Origin of the sequence: Acinetobacter sp. AOR41_HL (genome assembly GCF_027854645.1) — a bacterium.
GTDB lineage: Bacteria > Pseudomonadota > Gammaproteobacteria > Pseudomonadales > Moraxellaceae > Acinetobacter > Acinetobacter nosocomialis.
This window is the reverse complement of sequence record NZ_JAKTHZ010000017.1, coordinates 1-25,719: the sequence shown is the minus strand read 5'-3', so window position 1 is coordinate 25,719 and position 25,719 is coordinate 1. Positions and strand designations below refer to the sequence as shown.

The following is a 25,719-nucleotide window of genomic DNA, read 5'->3' as shown; positions in this document are numbered from 1 at the left end:
CCACTTTTATTCACCCTACTGGTCATAATTATACATTGATTATGATTGACATCAAAAATTAGTTATTTTAGATTATGATCATCATCTAAAAAATAAAGCGTGGAGACATCACATGTCAGCTCAATCAAAAGTACTTATTACAGGGGCTTCGTCAGGAATTGGTTCAGTCTATGCAGACCGTTTTGCACAACGTGGCCATCACTTAATCTTGGTTGCACGAGACACCAACCGCTTAGACAAAATCTCGAGAGACCTTCAAGAAAAATACGGTGTACATGTCGAATTTATTCAGGCCGATTTATCAAAGGCTCAAGACATTAGCAAAATTGAAGATGTTCTAAAAAACGATGCTGATATTGAAATTTTGGTAAATAACGCAGGTATTACACTTAGCGGAAATTTTTTAACTCAAGATATTAAAGAAATTGAAACACTCATGACTTTAAATATGACGGCGGTTGTTCGTTTGTCTCATGCGGTTTCCGAGCAACTCGTACGTAAAGGTAAAGGCTCAATTATTAATTTAGGTTCTGTTGTTGGGTTGTCTCCTGAATTTGGTTCTACCATTTATGGTGCAAGTAAGTCCTTTATACATTTTTTTAGCCAAGGCTTACATTTAGAGTTAAAAGATCATGGCGTACATGTGCAAGCAGTATTGCCTTCTGCAACCAAAACTGAAATTTGGAAACGTTCAGGTATCGATTTAAGCCAAGTTCCGCCATTAATGGACGTCAATGATTTAGTGGATGCTGCTCTAATCGGCTTTGATCGTAAAGAAACAATTACAATTCCTGTGCTGAAAGACGAAAATCAATGGAATAATTTTGAAAAATCACGTATGACATTATTACCAAACTTTTCTTCGGCTGAAGTAGCCCAACGTTATACAAACTAACAAGTACAGCTACCCAATTCTCAAGTAGGAAAATCTTATGAATGTTATTGATGCTCTCCGTAAGCGCCGTGCAATTAAACGCTTCGACCCTTCTTTTCAGTTATCTGAAGATAACAAAAAGCAGTTATTACAAGAAGTTTTAGCAAATGCACCAAGTGCTTTTAACTTGCAGCATTGGCGTCCGGTTGTTGTCGAAGATGCTGAGTTAAGACAAAAAATTCGTGCTATTGCTTGGGACCAACCACAAGTTACAGAAGCATCTTTACTCATTGTATTATGTGCAAAATTAAATACATGGGAAGTTGATGCTAAACGTGTATGGGATGGTGCGACTCCAGAAGTTCAAAATATTATGGCTGGCGCGATTGACCAGTATTACCGTGACCGCCCACAAACCCAACGTGACGAAGTTATGCGTAGTGCAGGGATTTTTGCTCAAACTCTGATGTTACTTGCCCAAGAACATGGTTTAGATAGCTGCCCGATGGATGGTTTTGACTTTGACGCAATGGCGAAGCTCGTTAACTTGCCTGAAGACCATGTGGTTTGTTTAATGATTGCTGTTGGTAAGTCAGCTTCTGAACCTTACCCACGTGTGGGTAAACTTCCTTTCGATGAAGTCATTATTCAAAATACATTCTAAGTGATAAGTCTTTTAGACCCTCATGCTATAAATAGTGTGAGGGTCTAATTTTTAATGACTTTCATTATTTTATGACATCTTTTTTTCGTTTAGCTTATTGGTTAAACGGCGAACTAAAAGAAAGAATAAAGGCACAAAGAAAATAGAAAGCAAGGTTCCTGAAATCATACCGCCCGTTACGGCTATACCAATTTCTTTACGGCTAACAGCTCCTGCTCCTGTAGATACAGCCAAGGGAAGAACGCCCGCAACAAATGCCAGAGATGTCATAATAATGGGACGTAATCGCTGACCTGCTCCTTCAATAATTGCTTCCATTAATGCTTGACCTGCCTCTAACTTGGCTGCCGCGAACTCAACAATCAAAATAGCATTTTTGGCAGAAAGTCCAATGGTAGTAAGCATAGCTACCTGAAAGTAAATATCATTCACAAAACCAGCCAGACTTGCAGCCACCACAGCTCCAATCAGACCTAAAGGAATCACTAGCATGACAGAAACAGGAATGGACCAACTTTCATAAAGTGCTGCCAAACATAAAAAGATAAAGATAATGGATGCTAAATATAACCAAATGGTTTGACCGCCAGCTAACTTCTCTTGATAAGACAACCCGCTCCACTGAAGGTTAAAGCCATGTTGTTGATCAACTAACTCCTGCATCTTATCCATAGCCCCACCAGAACTTTCACCAGTTGCCGCGGAGCCTTGTATTTGTACAGCTGAAAGACCATTAAAGCGTTGCAGCATTTGTGGTCCCATTTGCCATTTTACAGAAGAGAAACTAGAAAATGGTGTCATCTGACCTGTAGCACCGCGAACATACCATTGCCCAATGTCTTGAGGTAAGGAACGATAAATCGCGTCTCCTTGTATATAAACTCGCTTAACACGTCCCTGATCGATGAAATCATTAATATAAGATCCACCCCATGCCGACGACAGCGTATTACTGATATCGGCTTGAGCCAAACCAAGTGCACTGGCTTTTCTTTGATCGATGTCGACTTGTAACTGAGCTTTATCTTCTAAACTATTTAGACGGACTGCTGCTAAGCCAGAATCAGCACTTGCTGCTTTTAAAACAGTGTTTTGTGCCGCCAGTAAAGCATCACGTCCTTTATTTTCAGCATCTTGTAACCAAAGCTCAAAACCACTTGATTGTCCAAGCCCCCTCACTGCGGCTGGTGAAAGTACCTGAACACGTGCGTTACGCAGCGACTTAAAATATGAGTTTGCCCGAGCAATCACTGCTTCTGCTGTGTTTTCACTCCCTTCTCGATCATCCCAATGTTTGAGTCCAGCAAATGCCATTCCCACATTTTGCCCACTGCCCGCGTTATTTCTACCCATCACCATGAAAATCACATTGAGATTATCCTTTTCTTTCGTCAGGAAATAATCTGCTATCAAGTTACCCACCCGTTCTGTTTCAGCGAGTGTCGTGCCTACTGGTGTACTAAACTGGACCATAACTGAGCCTTGGTCTTCTTGTGGTAAAAACCCAGTATTCATTCGCGTATATTGCCAGCCTAACAAAGCTGTAATACCTAAGAATATGATCATAAATATTTTGGGCTTATCTAAAACAGCGAGCAGCTTTGTACGATAGCTTGACTGCCCTTGTTCGACTTTACGATTGAACCAACTAAAGAATTTTCTCTGCTTCTGTTTTTCATTTGCAGGTTTAAGTAAGGTTGCACATAACGCAGGTGAAAGGGTTAAAGCAACAATGGCTGAAAGCACCATAGCCGATACGAGTGTTACCGAAAATTGGCGATAGATAATGCCGACAGAACCACCAAAAAAAGCCATAGGTAAAAATACCGCAGCAAGTACCATCGCAATACCGACCAACGCACCCGATATTTCTTTCATTGAAATTAGGGTAGCTTGCCGGGCATCAAGATGTTGCTCATGCATAACCCGCTCGACATTTTCTACAACGACAATTGCATCATCTACAAGCAAACCAATTGCCAAAACCATCGCAAATAAAGTCAGCGTATTAATGCTATAACCCAATATACTGAGTACACCAAACGTTCCTAACAATACGACCGGAACCGCAATAGCTGGAATTAAAGTGGCGCGCCAGCTCTGTAAAAATAAGAACATGACAATAATGACTAGAACAATTGCCTCAGCTAAAGTTTTAATTACTCCTTCTACAGATGCTTCAACAAATGGAGTACTGTCACGTGGATATGCAACTTTTAACCCTGATGGCATAGAACCGGTTAAACGCGTGACCTCAGCTTTTACTCTTTCAGCGGTTTCTAAAGCATTGGCACCCGAAGCAAGTTGAATAGACATACCCGAAGCTGGCTTTCCATTCAAACGTGTAGAGGTTTGATAATTTTCTGCACCGCGCTCTACACGAGCTACATCTTTAAGTAAAACTACAGCTCCGTTTGTTTGAGTCCGTAAAATAATATTTTCAAATTGATTTACGGTCTGTAGACGGGATAATGCTGTTACGGTTGCATTTAAAGCCTGTCTCTCACGAGTTGGTAATGCCCCCAACTCACCTGCTGTAATTTGTGCATTTTGAGCTTCAATTGCAGTTCTGACATCTGAAGGCATAAGGCCATAGCTATTTAGTTTATGTGGATCGAGCCATATGCGCATTGCATATTGAGCACCAAATACTGTGATTTCACCTACGCCATCGACGCGACTTAGTGGGTCTTGAAGTGTGCTCACCATGTAGTCGGATATATCGACAGAAGTTCTCGTATTACTTTCATCGTAAAGTGCAAAAACCAATAAACTATCGCCTTGTGACTTTGTCACGGTTATACCTTGCTGCTGCACTTCTTGCGGTAGTCGGCTAAGCGCCTGATTGACTGCATTTTGGACCTGAACTTGAGCGGTATCAGGGTTTGTTTTTTGATTAAAACTTAAGCTTATACGTGCCTGACCAGCCGAGCTGCTACTCGATGAAAAATACAGTAAACCATCAATGCCCTTAATTTGCTGTTCCAAAATCTGGGTTACACTATCTTCAACAGTTTTGGCAGATGCCCCAGGATAATTTGCAGTGACGTTTACACCCGGTGGTGCAATATCTGGATATTGTTCAATGGGTAAGGTCAAAATAGAAATGGTACCCAAGGCCATAATACAAATAGAAAGAACCCAAGCAAAAATAGGCCGTGCAATAAAAAAACTCAATAAAAAGCCTCTATTTATAGAGGCTTTTTATTAACTTAATACTTAATTATTTATGAACCCAAGGCACAGCCGGTGAACCAATCCACGCAGATTTAGCCGGAATGTTTTCACCTTTCATGACCAGTGTTAATGGACCTAACACAGCATGGTTGCTTACGTTGGCGTTATACAAAATAATACTGCGTGTATTTACCACAACATCGTTACCAATATTCACTTGCCCGATTTTCATAATACGGTCTTCAAACAAGTGAGTTTGTGGGCCCGAGAAGCTATTAAACTCAGCACGGTCACCGATGCTTACACAGTCAAACTCTGTAATATCAGCCGTATCCATATAGACATCTTTACCAATGCGAACACCTAAAATACGCAAGAAGAATGGCAGCATTGGCGTTCCTCTCAAGTAGTTTAAGAAGTTAGGAATCGCAACTGACTCATATAAGCTCGTGATCCCTTCACTTAACCATACAAACATGGTCCACATTGGAGCTGAACGTGGTTGATAACGACCAATCAAAATCCACTTTAACAATGCAACAATAACAAAGCAGCCGACACCATAGAGCAAACCAGCAAGCGTTAAAGCCAACAAACCAGTTGGAATGTTGTATTTGTTAATAACATCAATAATCTCAAGCACAATCATATAACCCACACCAATCGCAAGAGCGGCAGGTAATACAACACGAAGGCCTTCAATAAAACCACGCATTAAACGGCGCTTGATACTTGGCAAGAATGTTAAATGATCTGGATATTTCTCAGCAGCTTCACGTGCAGGTAATAACAATGGTGGAGAACCAAACCAAGTTTGTCCATCATACATTTCACGGTTATCGGGTGATTTAGATTGCACGCCAATTAAGACATTGTCTGGTAACACGGTACCATCAGCAATATAAGCACTGTTTCCGACAAAACTACGGTTACCAATTTTGGTCGATTTTAATGTCATCCAGCCGCCTTTGATTTCTTCATCACCTAGCATTACAGCATCGGCAATAAAGCTTTCTTCACCCAAAGTCAGCATTTCTGGAATAACACCGTTTGCGGTAGAAATTTCGGTATTTTTACCTACTTTTGCACCGAGCATACGGAACCATGTTGGCGCATAAATGGTCGCAAACAAGCCATGTAAAGTTTGTAAGCTTGTTTCCAAGATTTGAGACGCAAACCATTTACGATAATACGTGCCGCCATGAACCGCATAGGTTCCAGTTTCAAGACGAGGCAATGCAATTTTACGAATGACTGAAGAAATAACAGCAGTAATCATCATCATCATTGCACTAGCTGGAATCGCTAAAATGAAATAGTAAAGTGCGATTTGCAAATGGTCGTTGGTACTAATATTAAAGACGTTTGCATCTAACCAGTCGACCAAAAGGAAGCTTGGGAAAATTGGAATAAAGAACAGACATGCAATAATTAATGCGCTAATTCCATAATATGCATATTCAGCAATTTTACGAATAAACGATAATTTTGGACGCTCTGGCAATTTAGCGTGTTCGTCCACATGCCCAATTTTCTTCGCAGGTGTACCATCCCAAATTTCTCCGGCTGGTACCACTGTGTCATATTCAATTGAGGTTAAGGCATTTACGTGAGCTTGTTTTTCTAACACTGTATTTTCTTCTAATACAGCATAAGAACCCACATAACTATCTTCTTTTAAGTGAATTGAGCCTAATACCAAGTGACCATGTTCGACTTTGGCATTTTCCAAGTTTACTTGAGAACCAATGCTCACCCCATCTTCAACAGTAAGTAAAGATGGCATACGAATATGTACTGAACTAATCGTTACGTCATGGCCGATTTTCGCACCAAGCGCTTTCAAATATAAGTTAAGTAAAGTTGAGCCTGACAAAAGATAGACTGGTGAAATATTGCTAATACGGTCTGCTAACCACCAACGGAAATAAGTTAATCCCCATAATGGATATTGCCCTGCACCAACGCCTGTCATTAATAATCGTTTTACCGTAATTGAAACCACAAAACTGGCAATAATTACGCTGATATAAACCAATAAAGACATCGCGATTGCATTTGGAATACTATCTCGTGTTCCACCGGTAAAATAATGATAGGTAAAGAATGGCGCTAACCACTGCAAGATATTAATCGAGATTAAAACCGGAATAGTAATAAACTGAGCAATACCACATAACCACTTATAAGTTTGATTACGAGGGTTATCTTGTCCAATCTGGCTATCAAATACAGTCGGCGTTGGTTGCTCTAGCATGAGTGCAGCAATTGCCCCAACCCTTCTCGCTTGATATAAGTTTTGAATAGTTAAGTGGCTATATTCCGGATGTTCACGTAGGTTCGAAATTAAAACCGCCGCTAGAAGTGAATGCCCACCTAGGTCATCAAAGAAATCTGAGTCGAGTTTAATCGGCATGTTTGGAAACAAGCGATTTAAAATACCAAATAAAACTTCTTCGGCCGGGTTCTGTGGTTGGTCAGATTCACTTCGATCAATCACACTGGTGAGTGGTCGTGCTTTTAAAGCCTTACGGTCAATTTTTCCTGACAATAAACGCGGAACTTCTTCAATAATCTCAAAACGGTTTGGCACCATATAAGGTGGTAATCGCTGGCTGAGATTATGGCGAATCTCTTTAATTTCGATTGCTTTCTTTGCATCAATTTCTGGTGCAATAAACGCAATGAGCTGGTCAATACCGTCTTCAGGACGAAGAATAACTGCCGCAGTACCAATACCTTCAATATCGCAAAGCGCAGCTTCGATCTCACCGAGTTCAACACGGAAACCACGAATTTTTACCTGATCGTCGGCACGTCCCAAGCAATGTACTTGTCCAAATTCATCAATTTTAGCCAAGTCACCAGTACGATAGAGCGATTGTTCATCTGGACCTTCTGCCCAAGGGTTTTGAATAAACTTATCAGCCGTTAAATCAGGTCTGCCTAAATATCCTTCTGCCACACTTGGCCCGAAAATACAGAGCTCACCTGTTTCACCTTGGGGTAGTAATTCTCTTTCAGCGTTTATGACCAACATGCCATAGTTTGGTAAAGGCTTACCAATCGTAACGAGTTTGCCACGCTCCAAGGCCTCAAGACTTGCCGTAACCGTAGTCTCAGTTGGACCATACGTATTAAACATTTTATGATGAGGCAATGCCCAACGGTCAACCAGTGAATCCGGGCACATTTCCCCACCTAAGTTAATAATTCTTAAGTTAGGTACATCTTCTGGGAATAAAGCAAGTAAAGTCGGTACAGCATGCAATACCGTAATGTTTTCTTGCTTTAATGTTTGGCATAAACGTTCAGGGTCACTCACAAGTGACTTAGGTGCAATCCACAATGTTGCACCAACCAAGTAAGAAAGCCAGATCTCTTCAAACGACATGTCAAAAGCAACAGAAAAGCCTTGATAGACTTTATCTTGCTCTTCAATACCCAAAACATTATTTTCACTACGTAAAAAGTGGCAAATATTTCTTTGGGTAATCACGATCCCTTTCGGCTTACCTGTTGAACCGGATGTATAAATAATATACGCAGGTTGTTCGGGGGTCGTTTTAGCTAAAGGAATATTTTCACTGAGCGGCTTTTGCAATTCAGTATTGGTCCACTTTGTTTGTGGTACTTCATCTAAATGTGCATACCATTCATCTGTAGTAATCATTCCTACAGCTTCGGCATCTTCAAGACAAACTGCTATACGGTCAGCCGGTGTATCCATATCGAATGGAAGCCATGCTGCACCACTTAAACAAATTGCCAACTGAGCTTTTAAAAGCTCAATACCACGAGGCAACCATAACCCAACAATATGACCTGGTTTTACCCCTCTTATCGTCAAATGCTGAGCCATGATTAAAGCTTGCTGATATAACTCACCATAACTCAACGTTTTATCTGCTTCAATTAAAGCCGTCTTATCAGGAAGAGTTTGTGCAGTATGGACAAAAATATCGGCCAAGACTTCATGCTGCAAAAATTCCGGATGATACTTTCCACGAATAATATTATTCGTGTTTGTTACAAACTGGTTCATTTTTATACTCTCTTTAATTTTCTGATTTGGCTCAAATGAAGTCATGTTTGTTTTTGTGACCCATTAAAGAAATCAAGATATGTCATAAATTAAATAATTGAACTTAAATCAAGATTAAAGTTTTAGTTTTAAAGTCTATTTAATAATATATAAATTCCGATTGTTTAGGCTCATTTTTTCTAAAAAAATTAATCTCTTAGCTACAATATTTTAATTTCATCACACTCATCAGGATGAAAAACGTACAAAAACAGCCAAGTAAAAACCTATAATTCACAAGATTTATATAACTCTAATTTTAATAAAACTAATAAATGCTATCCGATATACAAATTCTCCATATTTTAAACTTAATTGATTCATTGTGAACATTTAAAAAGTCCTAAAATGGAAAATTCTATTTAAATTTTTAGAGGGTATTTAATTATTAACAATATATTAAAGTCATTATGAGTCATTTCTATTTATCTTATATTTTTATCTGTATTTTTCTAAAAAACTTTTGCGATCGCTTAACTCAAGCTTACATATGTTTAATATCATTTAGTTATGAGGGAACACTCCCTATTTTGCGCTGCAAGTATTGTTTGTTTATATAGAATCTCAAACATATGAAGAATGAGAGCTGCTGTTACGTTTAAGCAGGTCGAAGTCCCTTCATTTATAATACATTGAAAATAGACTTAAGAACTTAAATAGTAGGGATCATATGAGTCAACACATAATAAACCCAGAAGATATTCCCCTAGCATTTCAAGCCGCTTGGAATAATCATGATATGAAGGCCTTTGCAGCGCTTTTTCATCAAGATGCGACTTTTGTTAATCGTTTCGGTCATTACGTTAAAGGCATTAATGAAATTATTGCTCTTCACCAGCCTATTCATGAAACCATTTATAGCGATTCAACACTAGAGAATGAGCTCATAGACGTCACCTCTTTAACTAATGATATCTGTATTTCACATTTTTGGAGTCGTCTAACCGCAGGCTTAGCTCATCCTCAGGGTCCCCATCAAATTGATACCCTTCTTCTCACCGTCCTTGTTAAGCAAAATAACTCTTGGTGTATTCAGGCGCTAGAAAATGTGACTTTAACGAACCCACGCACAGGAGAGATCATACTTAGAAATTTATGAAACAGAGTAATATAATTTTTTAAGTAATTTATAGATATAAAAAAAAGCCCTTGTCATTAACAAGGGCTTTTAAGAATTTTGGCGGAAGCGGTGAGATTCGAACTCACGGAGGACTCACACCCTCGTCGGTTTTCAAGACCGGTGCATTAAACCGCTCTGCCACGCTTCCAACGAGCGCTATAATATAAACAAAAATGCAAGTTGGCAAATCTTTTATTTAATTTTTAATTCAAACGCTCAAAATAAAAACAAATCTATTTAAATTTCATCATTTTTAGGCTTTTCATAACGAATTGCATTGATATACCAAAGCTTTTTACCTAAAGGAGTGTGCACTTCAACCTCATCATCGACTTGTTTACTCAAGAGTGCACGTGCCATTGGCGACTCAATCGAGATATGTTGAGGATGATGATCATAAATTTCATCAATCCCTACGATACGTAAAGTTTTTTGTTCACCTTCTTCATTTTCAATTTCGACCCAAGCGCCAAAGTAAACTTTGCCTTCTTGCTCGGGAGCATAATCGACAATTTTTAACTCTTCTAAACGTTTTCCTAAATAACGTACCCGTCGATCAATTTTTCTAAGCAGCTGCTTATTGTACTGATAATCGGCATTTTCACTGCGGTCGCCAAGGCTTGCCGCCCAATTCACTTTCTTTGTGATTTCTGGTCGTTCTTCATGCCAAAGTTGTTTTAATTCAGCAACTAATTTGTCATGTCCTGACCGAGTGATTAAGTTAGATTTCATGATAAAAAACCACTGATGAACAACATACTGCTTACAAGATGTAGCATTTTATACCCTATTTACTCATATCAGAAGTGTATAAATTTTCTTCCTTAATAAATTCATGTTGTTATGTTGATATATCGAATATTTAATTGTTCAAAATTTGACAATCTTTTTTTTGAAGATTATGATGCGCGCATCTTAAATGTTGAGTATTTTTTAACCCAACCAAAAACTTTGTAGATTTTCTACATAGTTTATTTTTTTCATTTCATGTCATTTTGAATGACGTCATGACTGCCCACCCCTTATTGAATTTATCAACTTTTAAAAGTTATGGCAGCTTTTTGTCTGGCTTTTAGGGCATAAATTATCTGTAGCGGAGACAACATGCACAGTAATTCAAGTTCTGGGTCGAGGCTTGGCCTTAGCTCTTTATTTTCTTCTCTCCCATTGAAAGTTCTTGCACTCAGCACTATGTTTTTTCCCTTTCATAGTATTAATGCAGGAAAAACCCTACAGTACAATACTGTAGTTAACACCAACACATTAACCGTAGTTGCTGTAGAAAGCCCAACTACTGTTTTTAAAGAAGATCAATTTTTACATGGCTTCGGTTATGACTTGGCTCGTAACTATGCACAAAGCTTAAATGTAAAGTTGGACTTCAAAATCGTGGCAGATAACGCCACCGCACTCAAGTGGGTCCAGCAAGGTAAAGCAAATCTTGCCATGACGACCGCGAGCTTAAGCTCAATCGAGAACAAAGGTTTAATGTCTTTTTCTGCAAGTTGTGGTGACATCGTAAATTTGCAAAAAAATGGATTAAATCCCGATTTAAGCTGGGTGTTTAAACAAGCAGATGATCCTCTTACACAAACAGCTAGTGGTTTTGTTTGTCAAAGCAAGCAAAATGGTCTGACTCAACAACTGGCTTCATTTTACAACCGTAACGTTGTAAAACCTGAGTCTTGGTCGACGATTCAACGTGATATAAGTACACGTCTACCTATTTACAAAGCCAGCTTTAAACAAAGCGCGGCCAAGTATGATTTAGATTGGCATTTGCTTGCAGCAATGAGCTATCAAGAATCGTATCTTAAGCCAGAGTCTGTTTCACCAACAGGCGTACGCGGGTTAATGATGTTAACCAACAGTACAGCTCGGGCAATGGGTGTAAGTAACCGTAGCGATCCAGCGCAAAGCATTCAGGGCGGTGCGAAATATTATGATCTCATGCTAAGTGAGTATGGTGATATTCCCTACCCAGATCGTAACTGGTATGCCCTTGTGGCCTACAATATGGGTCCGGGAGCAGTAAACCAGATCCAGAAGCGCTTACAAACCCAAGGAAAAGACCCAAACCAATGGGTTAATCTCTATGACTATTTACAACGCAATCAAATGCGAAATGGTCGATACAAACAAGCGGTACAGTATGTGACTCGTATCCGTGCTTATCTTGAGCATATTAAAACGGCTCAAACACGAATCAATATCTAGTTTTATTGTTTTAAAAGTTGATAAATTCATTGTTTGTATCAATAAAAAGCTTACCTCTTGGGGTAAGCTTTTTATATGAATTCTTTTAGAATTAAGCTGTTTGTTCTAATACTTTCTTGAACAAATCCTTTTGTTCTTGGCTTGGTTTAGCTGTTTGTAAAGCCATTAACTGAGACATGTCGCCTTGAACTTTAATTTTACCAGTCATGAATGCTTGCATAGCTGCAGCCATATCAAACTCTAGGAATACTTTACGTAAAGTTTCAGCATCCATGTTTAAAGTTGTTTTGGCATTTGAAGACAAACCTTTTTGGATTTTACCCCCATCTAACGCTAATTCGGTATTTCCAGAAGCATCTGTAACTACTAAATTAATTGCCAAATTCGCAAGAGCTGGTGGCAAATTAAGATCACCTGCTTCAGCAGTTAATTTTTCGACAGTCGCAAACCAATCATCAGTTAAAAATGCAGGCATGATTCTTCCTCAAATTTATTTGTTCAATTTCTCTAGTTAGTTGCCTATCCAGACAACATCATATGAAGCACTTCTGCTTGTGCGTTGTTATAGCATGTAATTTTAAGGTTGGGCTATGACTTTTTGTACGGAACATTCATTTTTTAGTATTTTGATACATTAAAGGCACTTGTTTATAAAGTGCCTTTAATTGACTTACTTAATTGTTTTATTCAGCAGCAAAACTTAAGTTCACGACATCTAAACGTTTTTTAAGTTCTTCAGGGTCTTTAAAGTCGATCTCGCGCTGAGAATCTAGCGCTTCGAAATCAAACAAATCACGGTCTGCTAACTGAGACGGAGACACGTTTTGTAACGCACCAAAAATACTGTGTAAACGTTTCGGATATTGTTTATCCCACTCACGCAACATTTCATTAAGCATGGCACGTTGTAAGTTCTCTTGTGAACCACAAAGGTTACACGGGATAATTGGGAACTTACGTAATTCTGCATATTTGATAATGTCTTTTTCTTCAACATAAGCTAAAGGACGAATCAAAATATTTTTCTTATCCGAAGACAAAAGCTTAGGTGGCATTGCTTTTAAGCTACCGCCATGGAATAAGTTCAAGAAGAAAGTTGCAATGATGTCATCACGGTGATGGCCTAACGCAACTTTAGTGGCACCAATTTCTTGAGCAAAGCCATAAAGCGAACCACGGCGCAAACGTGAACACACTGCACAGTATGTTTTACCTTCAGGTGTTAAACGCTTGGTAATGGTATAAGTGTCTTTTTCCAAAATGTAATATGGAATGTTATTTTCTTCCATATAGCGTGGTAACACATCTTCTGGAAAGCCCGGCTGTTTTTGGTCAAGGTTAACCGCAACAATATCAAAGTTGATTGGTGCAATACGTTTGAACTGCAACAAAATGTCGAGCAAGGTATAACTGTCTTTACCACCAGACACACACACCATGACCTTGTCACCATCTTCAATCATGTTGAAGTCACGGATGGCATGTCCAACTTGACGGCGAAGCTTCTTAAGCAAACGATAATAGGCCGAGCTTGTTGGAAGTTCAGGCTTAAAATTAAATCCTTCGTTGGACTCAACTGGCGCGTACATAGACGAGATATACCCATAAATAAAAATACCGCGCAATTTTATATGATTCGGACGGGAATCGCATCAAAAGAATAGTTTCAATTCTTGAAGTCGTCATAATGCTCAGGCATGATGCAAAAGCAGTGCTCCATTTTGACCGATGAGTTCATTTTTTGCGCAAAATGCTTACTTTTTGGACTTTTCCACAGTTTTCCACAAAACCTGTGGATAAAATTGTGGATTTCTTAATACTTGACAAACTGTTTTCACCTTCTGTTAAGGGTTTTATTTAAATTGATCATTTTTTAACCAATGATTTTTGCCTTTAATTTTCAAATAGTTAGACAAGTCAATAGAATCATTTTAAAAATTTTTTTTAATTTTTTTTGATGATCATTCGAACAAAACAGCTTGATTTTTTAAAAGAGCAAAAATAAAAAAAATTACACAAAACTTCTTTCTGTAATATTTTTTGATAAACTCTTTGACTAGTTACGAATACCTTAAAATTGTGAATAACATAAAATGAAAAATTCGGTTCAATATCTTTTTTCGTGTTTACTGGGGATGACCACTTTTTCGGTAGGTATAACACCGACTTTAGCGGGTCAAATGTACATTTACCAAGACAAAAATGGCAGCACTTTACTCACTAACCGTAAAAGCTATGACCATTCACTCAAGAAAGTAAAGGTGACTTACTACCCCGATAGTAATATTCATAGTTATACAAACTGGGGCGCTTCAGAAGCTTCTGTTCTACCAAGCTATAGCAAAAATAAAAATGCTTTTGACCATATTATTAAACAGGCAGCACAACAGCATGGTGTATCCGAAGGTCTAATTAAGGCAGTCATGCATACCGAATCTGGTTTTAATGTGAATGCTCACTCTCCTGTGGGTGCGCAAGGTTTAATGCAACTCATGCCAGCTACTGCTCGTCGTTTTAACGTATCTAATGCTTATGATCCTCAGCAAAATATCTTTGCTGGTGCTAAATATCTAAGTTGGTTGCTCAAACGATTTAACGGCAATACGCAAATGGCTCTTGCGGCTTATAATGCAGGTGAAGGGAACGTGGATAAATACGGTGGCATTCCGCCATTCCGTGAAACCCAAGATTATGTACGACGAGTCACAAGTCGATATCAAAACTTATATTCTTCTGGTGTAAGCCTTTCATCTTTTAGTAATTCAAATATTTCTACCCAGACTGTAAATCAGCCAGAGTTGACCCAAACCACCACAACTCAACAAGTATCGGCTAAACCTGTTAAATATTCTTCTGCACGCCAAATCGTGACATTGTCTGATGGCACCTATACCGATGCACCAACAGGGACTTATGTCACCAATAATGCAACGGCAATTGCCCATATCAGAATTGAGTAAAATTAAAAACCGCATACTTTGCAGCTCATGCTTTAATAAGGCCCATCGTCTAAAAATTGTAATGATCTATTACCCCGACCCTAGTATTTAGACGGGCCTTATAAATAACTTGTTTAATTTGAATACATTCGTATACCGGAAAGAATGTATCGATTCCTTATTTTTTCCTTGAATTTTTCCCCCAAGCGCCGCATATTAGCTGAGTGATTTATAATTTATAAATCAGATAATATTTTATTTATAAGAGGATTTTCTCAATGATGCGGATTGGTTTGTTTTTGCTTACCAACCTCGCGGTACTGGTTGTAGCTGGCATTATTTTGTCACTCTTCGGTGTCGGTAGTTACCATGGCGCGGGTGGCTTAAATCTAGGCAACCTTTTAGTCATCTGTTTTGTGTTTGGTATGGTGGGCTCTTTAGTCTCTCTATTTATGTCCAAATGGATGGCTAAGAAAACTACTGGTACAGAACTGATTGACCCAAATGCTCCTCGTAACCAAGCTGAAAGCTGGTTATTGCAAACAGTCGCTGAACTTTCTCAACGTGCTGGTATTAATATGCCAGAAGTTGGTATCTTCCCTTCATATCAGTCTAATGCTTTCGCAACAGGCTGGAATAAAAATGATGCGTTAGTTGCCGTTTCAAGCGGTCTACTTGAGCGTATGAACAAAGATGAGCTACGTGCCGTGCTTGCGCACGAGATTGGTCACGTTGCAAATGGTGACATGGTCACCTTGGCACTCATCCAAGGTGTTGTAAACGCCTTTGTTATGTTCTTTGCTCGTGTAGTAGGTGATTTTATCGACCGTAATGTTTTTGGTCGTCAAGACAATGAAGCACCTGGTATGGGTTACTTCCTCATTACGATGGTTTTAGATATCGTGTTCGGTATTCTAGCTTCTGCTATTGTAATGTGGTTCTCTCGTTACCGTGAATACCGTGCAGATGAAGCCGGTGCACGTTTAGCTGGTAAACAAGCAATGATTTCTGCTTTATTACGTTTGCAAGCTGAAACAGAGTTACCAGACCAAATGCCAAAAGAAATGAAAGCGTTCGCGATTGCGGAAGGTAAAGAACAAGGTTTCAGCTTAGCTGCTTTGTTCCAAACTCACCCAACGATTGAACAGCGTGTCGCAGCTCTACATCAGTTAGATTGCCCATAACACAGTAAATAAAAAAGCCTCCAGTTGGAGGCTTTTTTATTAGGCTGAATGATGGGCCAGTCCCCAAAGAAAACTAATCCCCCACCACATTGCTAAACCAATCAGAACAAGCACCAATACCCCTAATAAATCCGGTATATGTAGCCATAGCCAACTCACAACAGGATTACGCCAGAAGGCTGACTGTTGCTGTTTCTTTTCAAGCTTTTCATGTAAATACGGATGAATAACATGTATATCACTTTGAATCGCATATTCTTCACGAATATGGGTATGAACCACATCTAATGCTTTTCTACTAGGACGTATAAAAATATCGAAAATGGTTCCTGCAACTGGTACACACCCCACCACAGCATCGACTACAGCCAATTTTATGACGGGAGTAAGCTTGTGCTGTGGCACACCAATTTGCTTGGCTTTATATATGGCGTAGCAAGTCAGGACAAAACCCGCAACATCACCAGCAATTGGAATAGTACTTAAAGCAGCATCGGCACCAATACCCTGCTTTGTAAAAGGAATACGGACGGCGCTATCCATCATGGTTGCAAACTTGGCAAGGTCCCGTTCTAGTGCGATGACCTGCTGCTGTGTTAGTTTTTTTTCTTGAGGCATCTAAATCAAATATATGAAGAGAAGTTAAACTTAATATACTTGATTTAACGCCGGTTTTTAAATTGTTTGCTTTTAACTTGAAGCTTTCGATTTAAACAATGAACGCAATAACACATACATAACTGGAATAAAGAATAGAACCAGTACAGTACCAAACATTACGCCACCTAAAATACTAATACCAATTTCTTGGCGGCTCACCGCACCAGCGCCTTGTGCAAATACAAGTGGAATCACACCTGCACCAAAGGCTAAAGAAGTCATTAAAATCGGTCTTAAACGCAAGCTCGCGCCTTCTAAAGCGGCCTGAATAGCATTCTTTCCTTTCTCTTGGGCTAATGCAGCAAACTCAACAATTAAAATTGCGTTTTTACATGACAATCCAATCGTGGTTAGAAGTGCAATTTGGAAATACACGTCATTTGGTAAACCAAAGATATAAGAGAAAATGACACTTCCTCCTACACCTAGCGGAATAGAAGTCATCACGGCAGCAGGAATACTTAAGCTCTCATACAAAGCAGCTAAACATAAGAAAATAAAACCTGCCGAAATCAGATATAACCATACCGCCTGATTGGTCGACTTCTGTTCTTCAAAAGACAGACCAGTCCAAGCCAAACCAATATCTTTTTGCTGGTTGACGAGTTGTTCAACATCTTTCATAGCCTGACCAGAACTGCTACCACCGGCAACATCAGCCTGTAACTGTAAAGCACTATATCCCATATAGCGTTTTACAATTTCTGGTGCCCCACCCCAGCTAAAGTTAGCAAACGAACTAAAAGGCACCATTTCATTTTGATTATTACGCACAGACCAATTATATAAATCTTCAGGTTTAGATCTGAACTCGGCATCGCCTTGAATCATGACACGTTTAATACGTCCCCGATCAATAAAGTCGTTTACGTAAGTTCCGCCCCATGCACTCGACAAAGTGTTATTAATTGCAGAGAGTTCCAAACCATTTGCCAAAGCCTGTTTCTGGTCAATTTTGATATTCAGATTTGCTTTACTATTGGTAGACTGCTTATCAAAGTTTTCAAAAGTTGAATAGTTTTTACTTTGAGCCTGTAACTGACGGAACATACCATCTAAGAAGTTTTGCCCTTGACCATTTAAATCTTGAATCCAGAAATCCAAGCCATCAGTCTGCCCCAAACCATTTACCGAAGGAGGTAAGGTCACGTTAATTTGAGCATTACTAAAATTTCTGAAATATTTCATTGCACGCTTTTGTATAGCGTCAGCCGAGTCCTCTTTCGCCGTACGTACATCCCAAGGTTTTAAAGCAATAAAGCCTTGCGCTAAATTTTGTCCTGTCCCGGCATTATTTCGACCGTAACGAATTAAAACCAGATCAACATTTTTATCTTCTTTAGTGAGAAAGTATTGGCGCACTTGTTCACCAATTTTCTGACTTTCAGAAATTGGAGCACTGTCTACCAGCTTAATTTGCACACTTAAAATACCTTGGTCTTCTTTAGGAATAAAGCCGCTTTTTAAACCACTGTAGAAGAGCATAAAAACTGCAATCAGCGCCACAAAAATCACAATAACCGATTTACTGTAATGAATACTCGTCTGAACAAGCTTGATATATTTATTTTTAAGTTGATCAATTTTTTGGTTAAACCACACTGCCCAGCGCATAGGTTCAGGATTAGGTTTTAAAATTAATGCACACAATGCAGGCGTTAAAATGAGTGCAACCGTAAGCGATAATGCCATAGCGGCAACTAAAGTAATGGAAAACTGACGGTAAATCACGCCAATTGAACCACCTAAAAAAGACATTGGAATAAAAACAGCAGTTAAAACCAATGTAATGCCGACTAATGCACCGCTAATTTCACCCATTGACTCAATTGCAGCTTCTTTTGGAGTTAAGTGCTGTTCATGCATGAGCCGCTCAACGTTTTCAACTACGACAATCGCATCATCAACCAACAAACCAATGGCGAGTACCAGTGCAAATAACGTTAATGTGTTAATACTAAAACCAAGCACATATAAGACTGCAAAAGTTCCCAAAATCACAACCGGAACGGTAATACTCGGAATGAGTGTTGCACGCCAGCTTTGCAAAAACAGGAACATCACCAAAATTACCAAAATAATGGCTTCTACAAGCGTCTTTACAACTTCCTTAATCGACTCTTGAACAAACGGCGTATTATCTCGTGGATAAACGATTTTATAGCCTGCTGGTAATTTAGCGGCGAGCTGATCTAAGGTTTGATGGATGAGCTTAGAAGTTTGAATAGCATTTGCGCCCGAGGACAGAGATATACTTACACCCGCAGCAGGATAACCATTAATCGTGTTGAAAGACTGATAGTTTTCTGCACCGAGCTCAACTCTTGCAATATCTTTTAAATAAACATAACTCGCCGTTTTATCGGACTTTACGACAATATTTTTAAAATCATCAACAGTCTTTAGTCGAGAACCTGCCGTCACTTTTGTATTTAGATATTGACCATCAATGACTGGTAAATCACCGATTGCACCTGCAGCAACTTGGGTATTTTGAGCAGTGATTGCATTAGCCACATCACTGGGCATTAAATTATATTGCTTTAACTTATCTGGATTTAACCAGATACGCATCGCATATTGCGAACCGAATACATCCGTTTCACCCACCCCTTCAATACGGTTTAAGTTATCAACGACATGTGTAGTTAAATAGTCCGACAGCTCAATATTTCCGGTTTTACCAGTCGAGTCGTATAAACCAATTACCATAAAGGTATCGCCTAGTGACTTACTGACTGTCACCCCTTGACGTTGCACTTCATCGGGTAAACGGCGTATGACACCACTAATACTATTTTGGACTTGGACCTGAGCAGTATCGGGGTTGGTTCCGTTATCGAAACTAATGGTAATTCGGCTACGTCCTGATGAATCACTTGATGAGCTAAAATAGAGTAAGTGATCAATCCCTTGTATTTGTTGTTCTAAAATTTGGGTAACACTTTGCTCAACCGTTTGTGCATCTGCCCCGCTATAACTTGCCGACACTGTAATTTTCGGAGGTGCAATATCGGGATACCGTTCTACGGGCAAGTGCATCACCGAAAAAATACCAAAAGCCATGACAATGATCGCCAGTACATTGGCAAAAATGGGGCGCTGAATAAAAAATTTAGATAGCATGGCTGCTCGGTATGATGTCGTTAATTAACAGGAGTAAATGCCGCTTTGAGACCTTGTGATCATCAACGAGCGGTGTAAAAAAGACAAGTGGAATTAAAACAATAAATGTAATTAAGACAAAAACAAAGCGTGATTCACTATTTCCAACAAAGCAATAAAGAACTAGTTAAATAGTGTCACTTAAAATTCATGAATTCTTCATGATCACGTCAAACTAAATCCCAATACTTGAGTCGTTTCAACTAAAACAATATGAGTAGAATTATGTTTAGAAAAGCACTTTTATGCTTAAGTTTAATTAGCTTGGTCGGTTGCAATGACGATGATAAAACCGAAACAACCCCAACTACACCAGAATATCAACTTCCTAAAATTTTAGTGATTGGACACCGCGGCGCTAGCGCTTTACGTCCTGAACATACTTTGGCTTCATATCAAAAAGCGATTGATGATGGTGCTGACTTTATTGAACCTGATCTGGTTTCAACAAAAGATGGTGTATTGGTTACTCGTCATGAAAACGAAATTGGTGGTACTACCAATATCAGTACTCTTGCCCAATTTGCAGACCGTAAAACCACAAAAAATATTGATGGTGTCAATTTAACGGGTTGGTTTACGGAAGACCTCACTTTAAATGAATTACAACAAGTTAAAGCACGTGAACGTATTCCTGAGTTCCGACCAGCAAATACGGCTTATAACGATCTGTATTCAATTCCAACACTTGAACAAGTCATTGAACTTGCCGAAGCAAATTATAAAAAAACCGGAAAGATTATTGGCTTATATATTGAAACCAAACATCCAACTTATTTTAAAAACAAGAATTTGGCCATGGAAGACACACTTCTTAAAACTCTTGCCAAATATCAATATACACGTGATATTGCCCCTATCTATTTGCAATCGTTCGAAGTCAGCAATTTAAAGTATTTAAAAGATCAACTTGATCTACATAAAACACTTAAACATGCACAAATTATTCAGTTATATGATGCAAAAACTTCTCGACCAGCAGACTTTGTTGAATCTGGTGTGTCTAAAACATATGGTGATTTAGCTACAGCGCAAAGCTTAAAAGATGTTGCTAAGTATGCAAATGGTGTAGGCCCAAGCAAAAACTATATTCTCAATTTCAATAATGATGGTTCAGTACAAACTACTTCATTTATTAGCGATGCACATGCCGCTGGCCTAAAAGTACACCCATATACTTTCCGTCCAGAAAATAACTTTTTACCACAGCCTTTAAAATGTAGCGACAAACCTGCCGAGCGTTGCCCGACAGGTGCTCTAAAAGAGTTTGAAGCATATTTCAAAGCAGGTGTAGATGGTATCTTTACAGATGACCCAGCACTCGGCCGTGAAGCAGTCAATAATTTTGAGAAAGCAACAAAATAGTTAAAGACTTAATAAAAAACAGGGCATTTAATGCCCTGTTTTTTTTACTTATCAACACTGTTATTAAAATATAGAGGAATCCATTGGTATTGCTCTGCATTTACTTTATACACATGGCCAATTCCTGGGAATGGCAAATGTGGAGCAGCTACCCATTGCTGTTTATTTGAGATTTCAGCAAACATTTTCAAACGAGTGTTAATTGCCTGCTCAGAATTTACATCAAAATCTACGCCGGTTTTTGGAGCATCAAACTGCAAAGAATGTGAGTGGACAATGTCTCCCACAAAGACAATTTGTTGATTTTTACTCTTTAAACGGAAACTGTGGTGACCCGGTGTATGCCCTTGTGTATTGATTACTTCAAAACCTTGAATGACATCGCCATCTTTAAAGGTCTTGAAAGCTTTTTTCGCTTGATACGGTGCAAGCGCAGCTTTTATATTTTTAACCGTGCCTAAATAGTTTTCTTTTTTATCTGCGGGTACAGTTTTTTCAGAAGCTGGATTTAACCAATAGTCAGCTTCACGTTCATGTGCATAAATAGTTGCATTAGGAAATACAGCTTTTCCATTTTGAGCAATACCACAAACATGGTCTGGATGTAGATGGGTTAACAAAACCGTTTTCACGTTAGCAAGTTGATAGCCTGCCAATTCAAGATTTTTAGCAATTGAACCCAACTGTGGGCCAAAACAACTTGAAGCACCACTATCAACAAGAGTTAAACTTTTACCGTCATCTACCAAGAATGCATTTACCGAAGTTTGAACCCCTTTCTCATTAACAGCGGCGTATTTTGTTAAAATTTTAGTCTTCTCAGCCTGACTTAAATTTTTAAATAACTTAGGATCTAAATAAATAGTGCCATCAAGTAAAGAGGTGATGCGGTAATTACCAAATTGATGCTTATAATATCCCGGTACTTGTTGAGCTGAGACAGGCTCTGCATAGCTTACATGTAACCCACCCATGACAAGTCCTAATGCTACAAATAATTTTTTCATCTCTTCTTCTCTATCAAGTTATAAAGTCAAAATCTTTAAAAAAGATTTAATATTTTTTTTAAGGGCCGCGATATATAATGCATGAAAAGTGTTAAAAATATAAGTGAATGAATAGTTATTCTCCCTACAAAGGCAAAAGCGGACTAAAGCGCATCTTGAATGCGACAGGTTATTCAATTTCAGGATTTAAAGCAGCTTATAAAAATGAAGCCGCTTTCCGACAAATTGTTTTAATTAATGTTGTGCTTATCCCTACTAGCTTTTTTCTAGATGTAACTCGCGGTGAACATGCACTTATGGTGGTTGTGTGTTTATTTGCAATTATTGTAGAACTATTCAATTCTGCGATTGAAGCGGTAGTTGACCGTGTATCACTTGAAAAACACCAACTCTCTAAAAATGCTAAAGATATGGGAAGTGCTGCTCAATTTGTCGCGCTTTCAATTATTGCAGTGACATGGCTTATCATTTTATTAGGTTAAAAAAAACCATGCTTATAAGAGGATAAGCATGGTGTAACAAAAAAGAGGAACTACAGCTATGGTTCCTGACTATAAGTTTAAGAATATCAACTTAACTTTTTCTTAATTTATATAAGAAATAAAAAAATCCCTGCAAATGCAGGGATTTTTTTATTTAGACGTTGATGTTTATTACATCATGCCAATTAACAATCTAACCTTCTATAAATACAAATCACATTACAACCTATCCAATTGATTCAACGATATTTTTATTCTAACCTTCCATAACAATGTAATACATGCAATTACCAATTTTTGTGAGTAAGATTGTGAGTAAGCCCTTTCAAAAATAGCGTTACTCACAACATATGCTGAACGATTTAAAAATCAAAAGATTAAAACCACGTGAAGAATTATACCGCATGGCTGATCATTCAGGGCTCTGTATAGAAGTCCGCCCATCTGGTAGCAAATTCTGGCGTTATCGTTACCGCTTTCTTACTAAAGCAAAAATGCTCACAATCGGTAAATATCCTGAAATTACTTTAGCATATGCTCGATTAAAAACTATTGAATATCGAGAGCAACTTGCCAAAGGAGTAGACCCAATAGGTCACCAGAAAAATGAACGCCTTGAAGCAATTAAAGCAAATAATGGTACATTTCGGTTAGTCGCAAGTGAATTTATAAATTCCCGAAAAGCTCAACAATCCAAGGAATGGGAACAACGCCGAAGCAGTTATTTTGAGAAAGATGTTTACCCTCTTATTGGTAACAAACCTATTCATGAGATTGACTCTATTGATATTAAAACTGTGCTTGATAGCACTATGGCAAGAATCAAAAAATCAGGAAGAGGCACAGGAGAAGTTAAAGGGATTTTTGTAAGACAAATCATTGGTGAGGTTATGGAATATGCAATTATCACAAAACGCATTTCTATAGATCCTACTTATGTTCTTAGGGGTTACATTAAACAGCCAGATGTAACCCATGCCAGACCATTAACTGAGTCTGAAAAAAAAGTACTTATGCTTAAGCTCAATGCATACGGTGGCTCAATTAGCACACGAAATGCTATTAAAGCCGCAATATACACATGGCTTAGAAGCATTGAGATACGTCGAGGTAAAAAGGAATATATTGACTTTGAAGATAAGACATGGACGATTCCAGCAGTATCAAGGGCTGATATTTTGGCTGGCAAGCGCAATATGAAAAAGAACAGAATGCATGTTGTACCATTGTCTGACCAAGCCATTGAAATCATAAAAGAGCAATTTGCACTTTATCCAGATAGTGAATATATATTTGCAGGAGAAGACGGGGAAATGATGGGTAAAACCACATTGAATACAGCCCTGAGTAATATGAAATTAGAGTTCAGGATGCATACTCTAAGAGCAACTGCATCCACTGTGGCTAATGAGAATGGTTTTAATAAGGATTGGGTTGAATTACAACTTGCCCACGTTTCAGATAATAAAACAAGGGCATCGTACAATCATGCTCAATGGTTAAATGATCGTAAAACGATGATGCAATGGTGGGCTGAACATGTAGATAGTTGGGATAAAAATAATAATCTATAGTATAGGTATAAATTCTTTATTTTTTCCCTTTGTACACGACAAAAAAAGACAACTCATTGAAATAATGGCATAATACTTGTTTTCTGACGATGAATATGATGACACATTTCAATGAGTTACATCTCATCTTAAACAAATATCTAAAGTGGAACAAGTCACGTGTAAAATGTTTTACACTGATTATGCTTGCATTAATTGTAAAACAGACATGTAATCTTTCTTCTGCATCTAAAGCCTTACCCATCAAGTGCTTACCACAATCATTTTATCGACGTATACAACGCTTCTTTGCAGATCAGTATTTCGATTATCGTCAAATTTCTCAGTTAATTTTCAATATATTTTCATTCGATAAAGTCCAATTAACTTTGGATAGAACCAATTGGAAATGGGGAAAACGAGATATCAATATCTTGATGTTAGCCATCGTCTATCGTGGAATAGCGATACCTATTGTTTGGACATTGCTCAATAAACGTGGAAATTCAGATACAAAAGAGCGTATTGCTTTGATTCAACGCTTTATCTCCATTTTTGGTAAAGATCGTATTGTGAATGTGTTTGCAGACAGAGAATTTATCGGTGAGAAATGGTTTATATGGTTAATTGAAAATGACATTAACTTCTGTATACGTGTTAAAAAAACTTTATTGTGACCAATCACTTAGCCAAGAGTCATAAAATTAGTGATTTATTTCGTCATCTTCAAGTTGGTCAAACTGAATGTCGTAAACGACGTATTTGGGTTGGTCGAGTGAAACTGTATATTAGTGCGTTACGATTAGAAGATGGAGAACTTTTACTTGTTGTTTCTCCTATGTTTAATGCTTCTGCTATTGGTGATTATGCATTACGCTGGGAAATCGAAACCTTATTTAGTTGTCTCAAAGGACGTGGATTCAATCTTGAAAATACTCGTTTAACAGACCCTAGACGAGTCAAGAAATTGATAGCAGTGCTAGCGATCGGTTTCTGTTGGTGCTATTTAACAGGTGAATGGCAACATGATCGAAAAAAAGCGATAAAAATAAAGAAGCATGGACGACTTTCAGTAAGTTTATTTCGCTACGGTTTGGACTATGTTCAAATGGCTATTCTACGTTTGATTGGTTTTGGAAAAAAAGAAGAATTTAAGAAAGTGCTCGCAATTTTAAGAAAGAAAAAGCCTGATAGGACAAGGGCTCTATGAAATTTGTCGTGTACAGAG

Annotated in this window: 17 protein-coding genes, 1 tRNA gene and 1 pseudogene; 10 read left to right on the top strand and 9 right to left on the bottom strand. The window is 38.4% G+C overall.

Translation table 11 applies throughout. The features are described from left to right. The first annotated feature begins 112 nt into the window (after positions 1–112). Together MKL35_RS04190 and MKL35_RS04185 are read left to right on the top strand one after the other, a co-directional pair. A complete protein-coding gene (locus tag MKL35_RS04190) occupies positions 113–895 on the top strand; it encodes an SDR family NAD(P)-dependent oxidoreductase (RefSeq protein WP_032011596.1) in 783 nt (260 codons plus the stop codon). 37 nt (positions 896–932) lie between these two features. After that, a complete protein-coding gene (locus MKL35_RS04185) occupies positions 933–1,538 on the top strand; it encodes a nitroreductase family protein (protein ID WP_002048541.1) in 606 nt (201 codons plus the stop codon). 69 nt (positions 1,539–1,607) lie between these two features. Here MKL35_RS04185 and adeE read toward each other — a convergent pair whose 3' ends face one another. Together adeE and posA are read right to left on the bottom strand one after the other, a co-directional pair. Then, complete coding sequence (gene adeE / locus MKL35_RS04180; protein WP_374993141.1) at positions 1,608–4,733, bottom strand: multidrug efflux RND transporter permease subunit AdeE; 3,126 nt, start codon at positions 4,731–4,733, stop codon at positions 1,608–1,610. 28 nt (positions 4,734–4,761) lie between these two features. Continuing rightward, entirely contained in the window at positions 4,762–8,760 is a 3,999-nt protein-coding gene (gene posA, locus MKL35_RS04175) for a delta-poly-L-ornithine synthetase PosA (protein ID WP_017394273.1), read from the bottom strand. Positions 8,761–9,378: 618 nt separating this feature from the next. Here posA and MKL35_RS04170 point away from each other — a divergent pair. Further along, positions 9,379–9,898, top strand: a pseudogene (locus MKL35_RS04170) (SgcJ/EcaC family oxidoreductase). Positions 9,899–9,977: 79 nt separating this feature from the next. Here the strand turns inward: MKL35_RS04170 and MKL35_RS04165 are convergent. Beyond that, positions 9,978–10,067, bottom strand: a tRNA-Ser gene (locus tag MKL35_RS04165). Positions 10,068–10,156: 89 nt separating this feature from the next. After that, a complete protein-coding gene (greB, locus tag MKL35_RS04160; protein WP_002048569.1) occupies positions 10,157–10,651 on the bottom strand; it encodes a transcription elongation factor GreB in 495 nt (164 codons plus the stop codon). Positions 10,652–11,023: 372 nt separating this feature from the next. Between greB and MKL35_RS04155 the strand changes: the two genes are divergently transcribed. Continuing rightward, on the top strand, positions 11,024–12,136 hold the full coding sequence (locus tag MKL35_RS04155) for a transglycosylase SLT domain-containing protein (RefSeq protein WP_004707379.1): 1,113 nt from the start codon (positions 11,024–11,026) through the stop codon (positions 12,134–12,136). A 91-nt stretch (positions 12,137–12,227) separates the two neighbouring features. Here MKL35_RS04155 and MKL35_RS04150 read toward each other — a convergent pair whose 3' ends face one another. Together MKL35_RS04150 and ttcA are read right to left on the bottom strand one after the other, a co-directional pair. Beyond that, positions 12,228–12,611: an SCP2 sterol-binding domain-containing protein gene (locus MKL35_RS04150; RefSeq protein ID WP_001110719.1), complete on the bottom strand. Its 384-nt coding sequence runs from the start codon at positions 12,609–12,611 to the stop codon at positions 12,228–12,230. Between the two features lie 208 nt (positions 12,612–12,819). Beyond that, positions 12,820–13,725 (bottom strand): tRNA 2-thiocytidine(32) synthetase TtcA, encoded by a 906-nt coding sequence (gene ttcA, locus MKL35_RS04145; RefSeq protein WP_002048552.1) that lies wholly within the window; start codon positions 13,723–13,725, stop codon positions 12,820–12,822. Between the two features lie 504 nt (positions 13,726–14,229). On the opposite strand from ttcA, the gene MKL35_RS04140 reads away from it, so the two are divergent. Then, positions 14,230–15,096 (top strand): lytic transglycosylase domain-containing protein, encoded by an 867-nt coding sequence (locus tag MKL35_RS04140; protein WP_002048562.1) that lies wholly within the window; start codon positions 14,230–14,232, stop codon positions 15,094–15,096. Between the two features lie 257 nt (positions 15,097–15,353). Continuing rightward, entirely contained in the window at positions 15,354–16,259 is a 906-nt protein-coding gene (htpX, locus tag MKL35_RS04135) for a protease HtpX (protein ID WP_002048489.1), read from the top strand. A 39-nt stretch (positions 16,260–16,298) separates the two neighbouring features. Here the strand turns inward: htpX and MKL35_RS04130 are convergent, their stop codons facing one another. Continuing rightward, positions 16,299–16,877 (bottom strand): DUF4112 domain-containing protein, encoded by a 579-nt coding sequence (locus MKL35_RS04130; protein WP_032011610.1) that lies wholly within the window; start codon positions 16,875–16,877, stop codon positions 16,299–16,301. Between the two features lie 72 nt (positions 16,878–16,949). Beyond that, positions 16,950–20,045, bottom strand: coding sequence for a multidrug efflux RND transporter permease subunit (locus tag MKL35_RS04125; protein WP_002048493.1), 3,096 nt, complete (start codon positions 20,043–20,045; stop codon positions 16,950–16,952). 264 nt (positions 20,046–20,309) lie between these two features. On the opposite strand from MKL35_RS04125, the gene MKL35_RS04120 reads away from it, so the two are divergent. Next, the gene (locus MKL35_RS04120) at positions 20,310–21,449 is read left to right on the top strand and encodes a glycerophosphodiester phosphodiesterase (protein WP_031953180.1); all 1,140 of its coding nucleotides are present in this window, start codon (positions 20,310–20,312) and stop codon (positions 21,447–21,449) included. Between the two features lie 44 nt (positions 21,450–21,493). Here MKL35_RS04120 and MKL35_RS04115 read toward each other — a convergent pair whose 3' ends face one another. Beyond that, complete coding sequence (locus tag MKL35_RS04115; protein ID WP_032011611.1) at positions 21,494–22,456, bottom strand: MBL fold metallo-hydrolase; 963 nt, start codon at positions 22,454–22,456, stop codon at positions 21,494–21,496. Positions 22,457–22,563: 107 nt separating this feature from the next. Between MKL35_RS04115 and MKL35_RS04110 the strand changes: the two genes are divergently transcribed. From MKL35_RS04110 to MKL35_RS04100, 3 genes are all read left to right on the top strand, one after another. Next, positions 22,564–22,938: a diacylglycerol kinase gene (locus MKL35_RS04110; RefSeq protein ID WP_004699662.1), complete on the top strand. Its 375-nt coding sequence runs from the start codon at positions 22,564–22,566 to the stop codon at positions 22,936–22,938. 350 nt (positions 22,939–23,288) lie between these two features. Then, positions 23,289–24,512 carry a tyrosine-type recombinase/integrase gene (locus MKL35_RS04105; RefSeq protein WP_004885576.1) on the top strand — a complete coding sequence of 408 codons (1,224 nt, stop codon included), beginning with the start codon at positions 23,289–23,291 and terminating at the stop codon, positions 24,510–24,512. 98 nt (positions 24,513–24,610) lie between these two features. Beyond that, positions 24,611–25,701, top strand: a protein-coding gene (locus MKL35_RS04100) for an IS4 family transposase (protein WP_208728222.1) whose coding sequence is annotated in 2 segments (ribosomal slippage) — positions 24,611–25,151 and positions 25,151–25,701 — 1,092 coding nt in all. Because the reading frame shifts where the segments join, the coding sequence is not laid out codon by codon here. The last annotated feature ends 18 nt before the right edge of the window (positions 25,702–25,719 follow it).

Coding starts and splice junctions, on each gene's coding strand:
- MKL35_RS04190 (WP_032011596.1), top strand. CDS start 113: ATGTCAGCTCAATCAAAAGTACTTATTACAGGGGCTTCGTCAGGAATT.
- MKL35_RS04185 (WP_002048541.1), top strand. CDS start 933: ATGAATGTTATTGATGCTCTCCGTAAGCGCCGTGCAATTAAACGCTTC.
- posA (WP_017394273.1), bottom strand. CDS start 8,760: ATGAACCAGTTTGTAACAAACACGAATAATATTATTCGTGGAAAGTAT.
- greB (WP_002048569.1), bottom strand. CDS start 10,651: ATGAAATCTAACTTAATCACTCGGTCAGGACATGACAAATTAGTTGCT.
- MKL35_RS04155 (WP_004707379.1), top strand. CDS start 11,024: ATGCACAGTAATTCAAGTTCTGGGTCGAGGCTTGGCCTTAGCTCTTTA.
- MKL35_RS04150 (WP_001110719.1), bottom strand. CDS start 12,611: ATGCCTGCATTTTTAACTGATGATTGGTTTGCGACTGTCGAAAAATTA.
- ttcA (WP_002048552.1), bottom strand. CDS start 13,725: ATGTACGCGCCAGTTGAGTCCAACGAAGGATTTAATTTTAAGCCTGAA.
- MKL35_RS04140 (WP_002048562.1), top strand. CDS start 14,230: ATGAAAAATTCGGTTCAATATCTTTTTTCGTGTTTACTGGGGATGACC.
- htpX (WP_002048489.1), top strand. CDS start 15,354: ATGATGCGGATTGGTTTGTTTTTGCTTACCAACCTCGCGGTACTGGTT.
- MKL35_RS04130 (WP_032011610.1), bottom strand. CDS start 16,877: ATGCCTCAAGAAAAAAAACTAACACAGCAGCAGGTCATCGCACTAGAA.
- MKL35_RS04125 (WP_002048493.1), bottom strand. CDS start 20,045: ATGCTATCTAAATTTTTTATTCAGCGCCCCATTTTTGCCAATGTACTG.
- MKL35_RS04120 (WP_031953180.1), top strand. CDS start 20,310: ATGTTTAGAAAAGCACTTTTATGCTTAAGTTTAATTAGCTTGGTCGGT.
- MKL35_RS04115 (WP_032011611.1), bottom strand. CDS start 22,456: ATGAAAAAATTATTTGTAGCATTAGGACTTGTCATGGGTGGGTTACAT.
- MKL35_RS04110 (WP_004699662.1), top strand. CDS start 22,564: ATGAATAGTTATTCTCCCTACAAAGGCAAAAGCGGACTAAAGCGCATC.
- MKL35_RS04105 (WP_004885576.1), top strand. CDS start 23,289: ATGCTGAACGATTTAAAAATCAAAAGATTAAAACCACGTGAAGAATTA.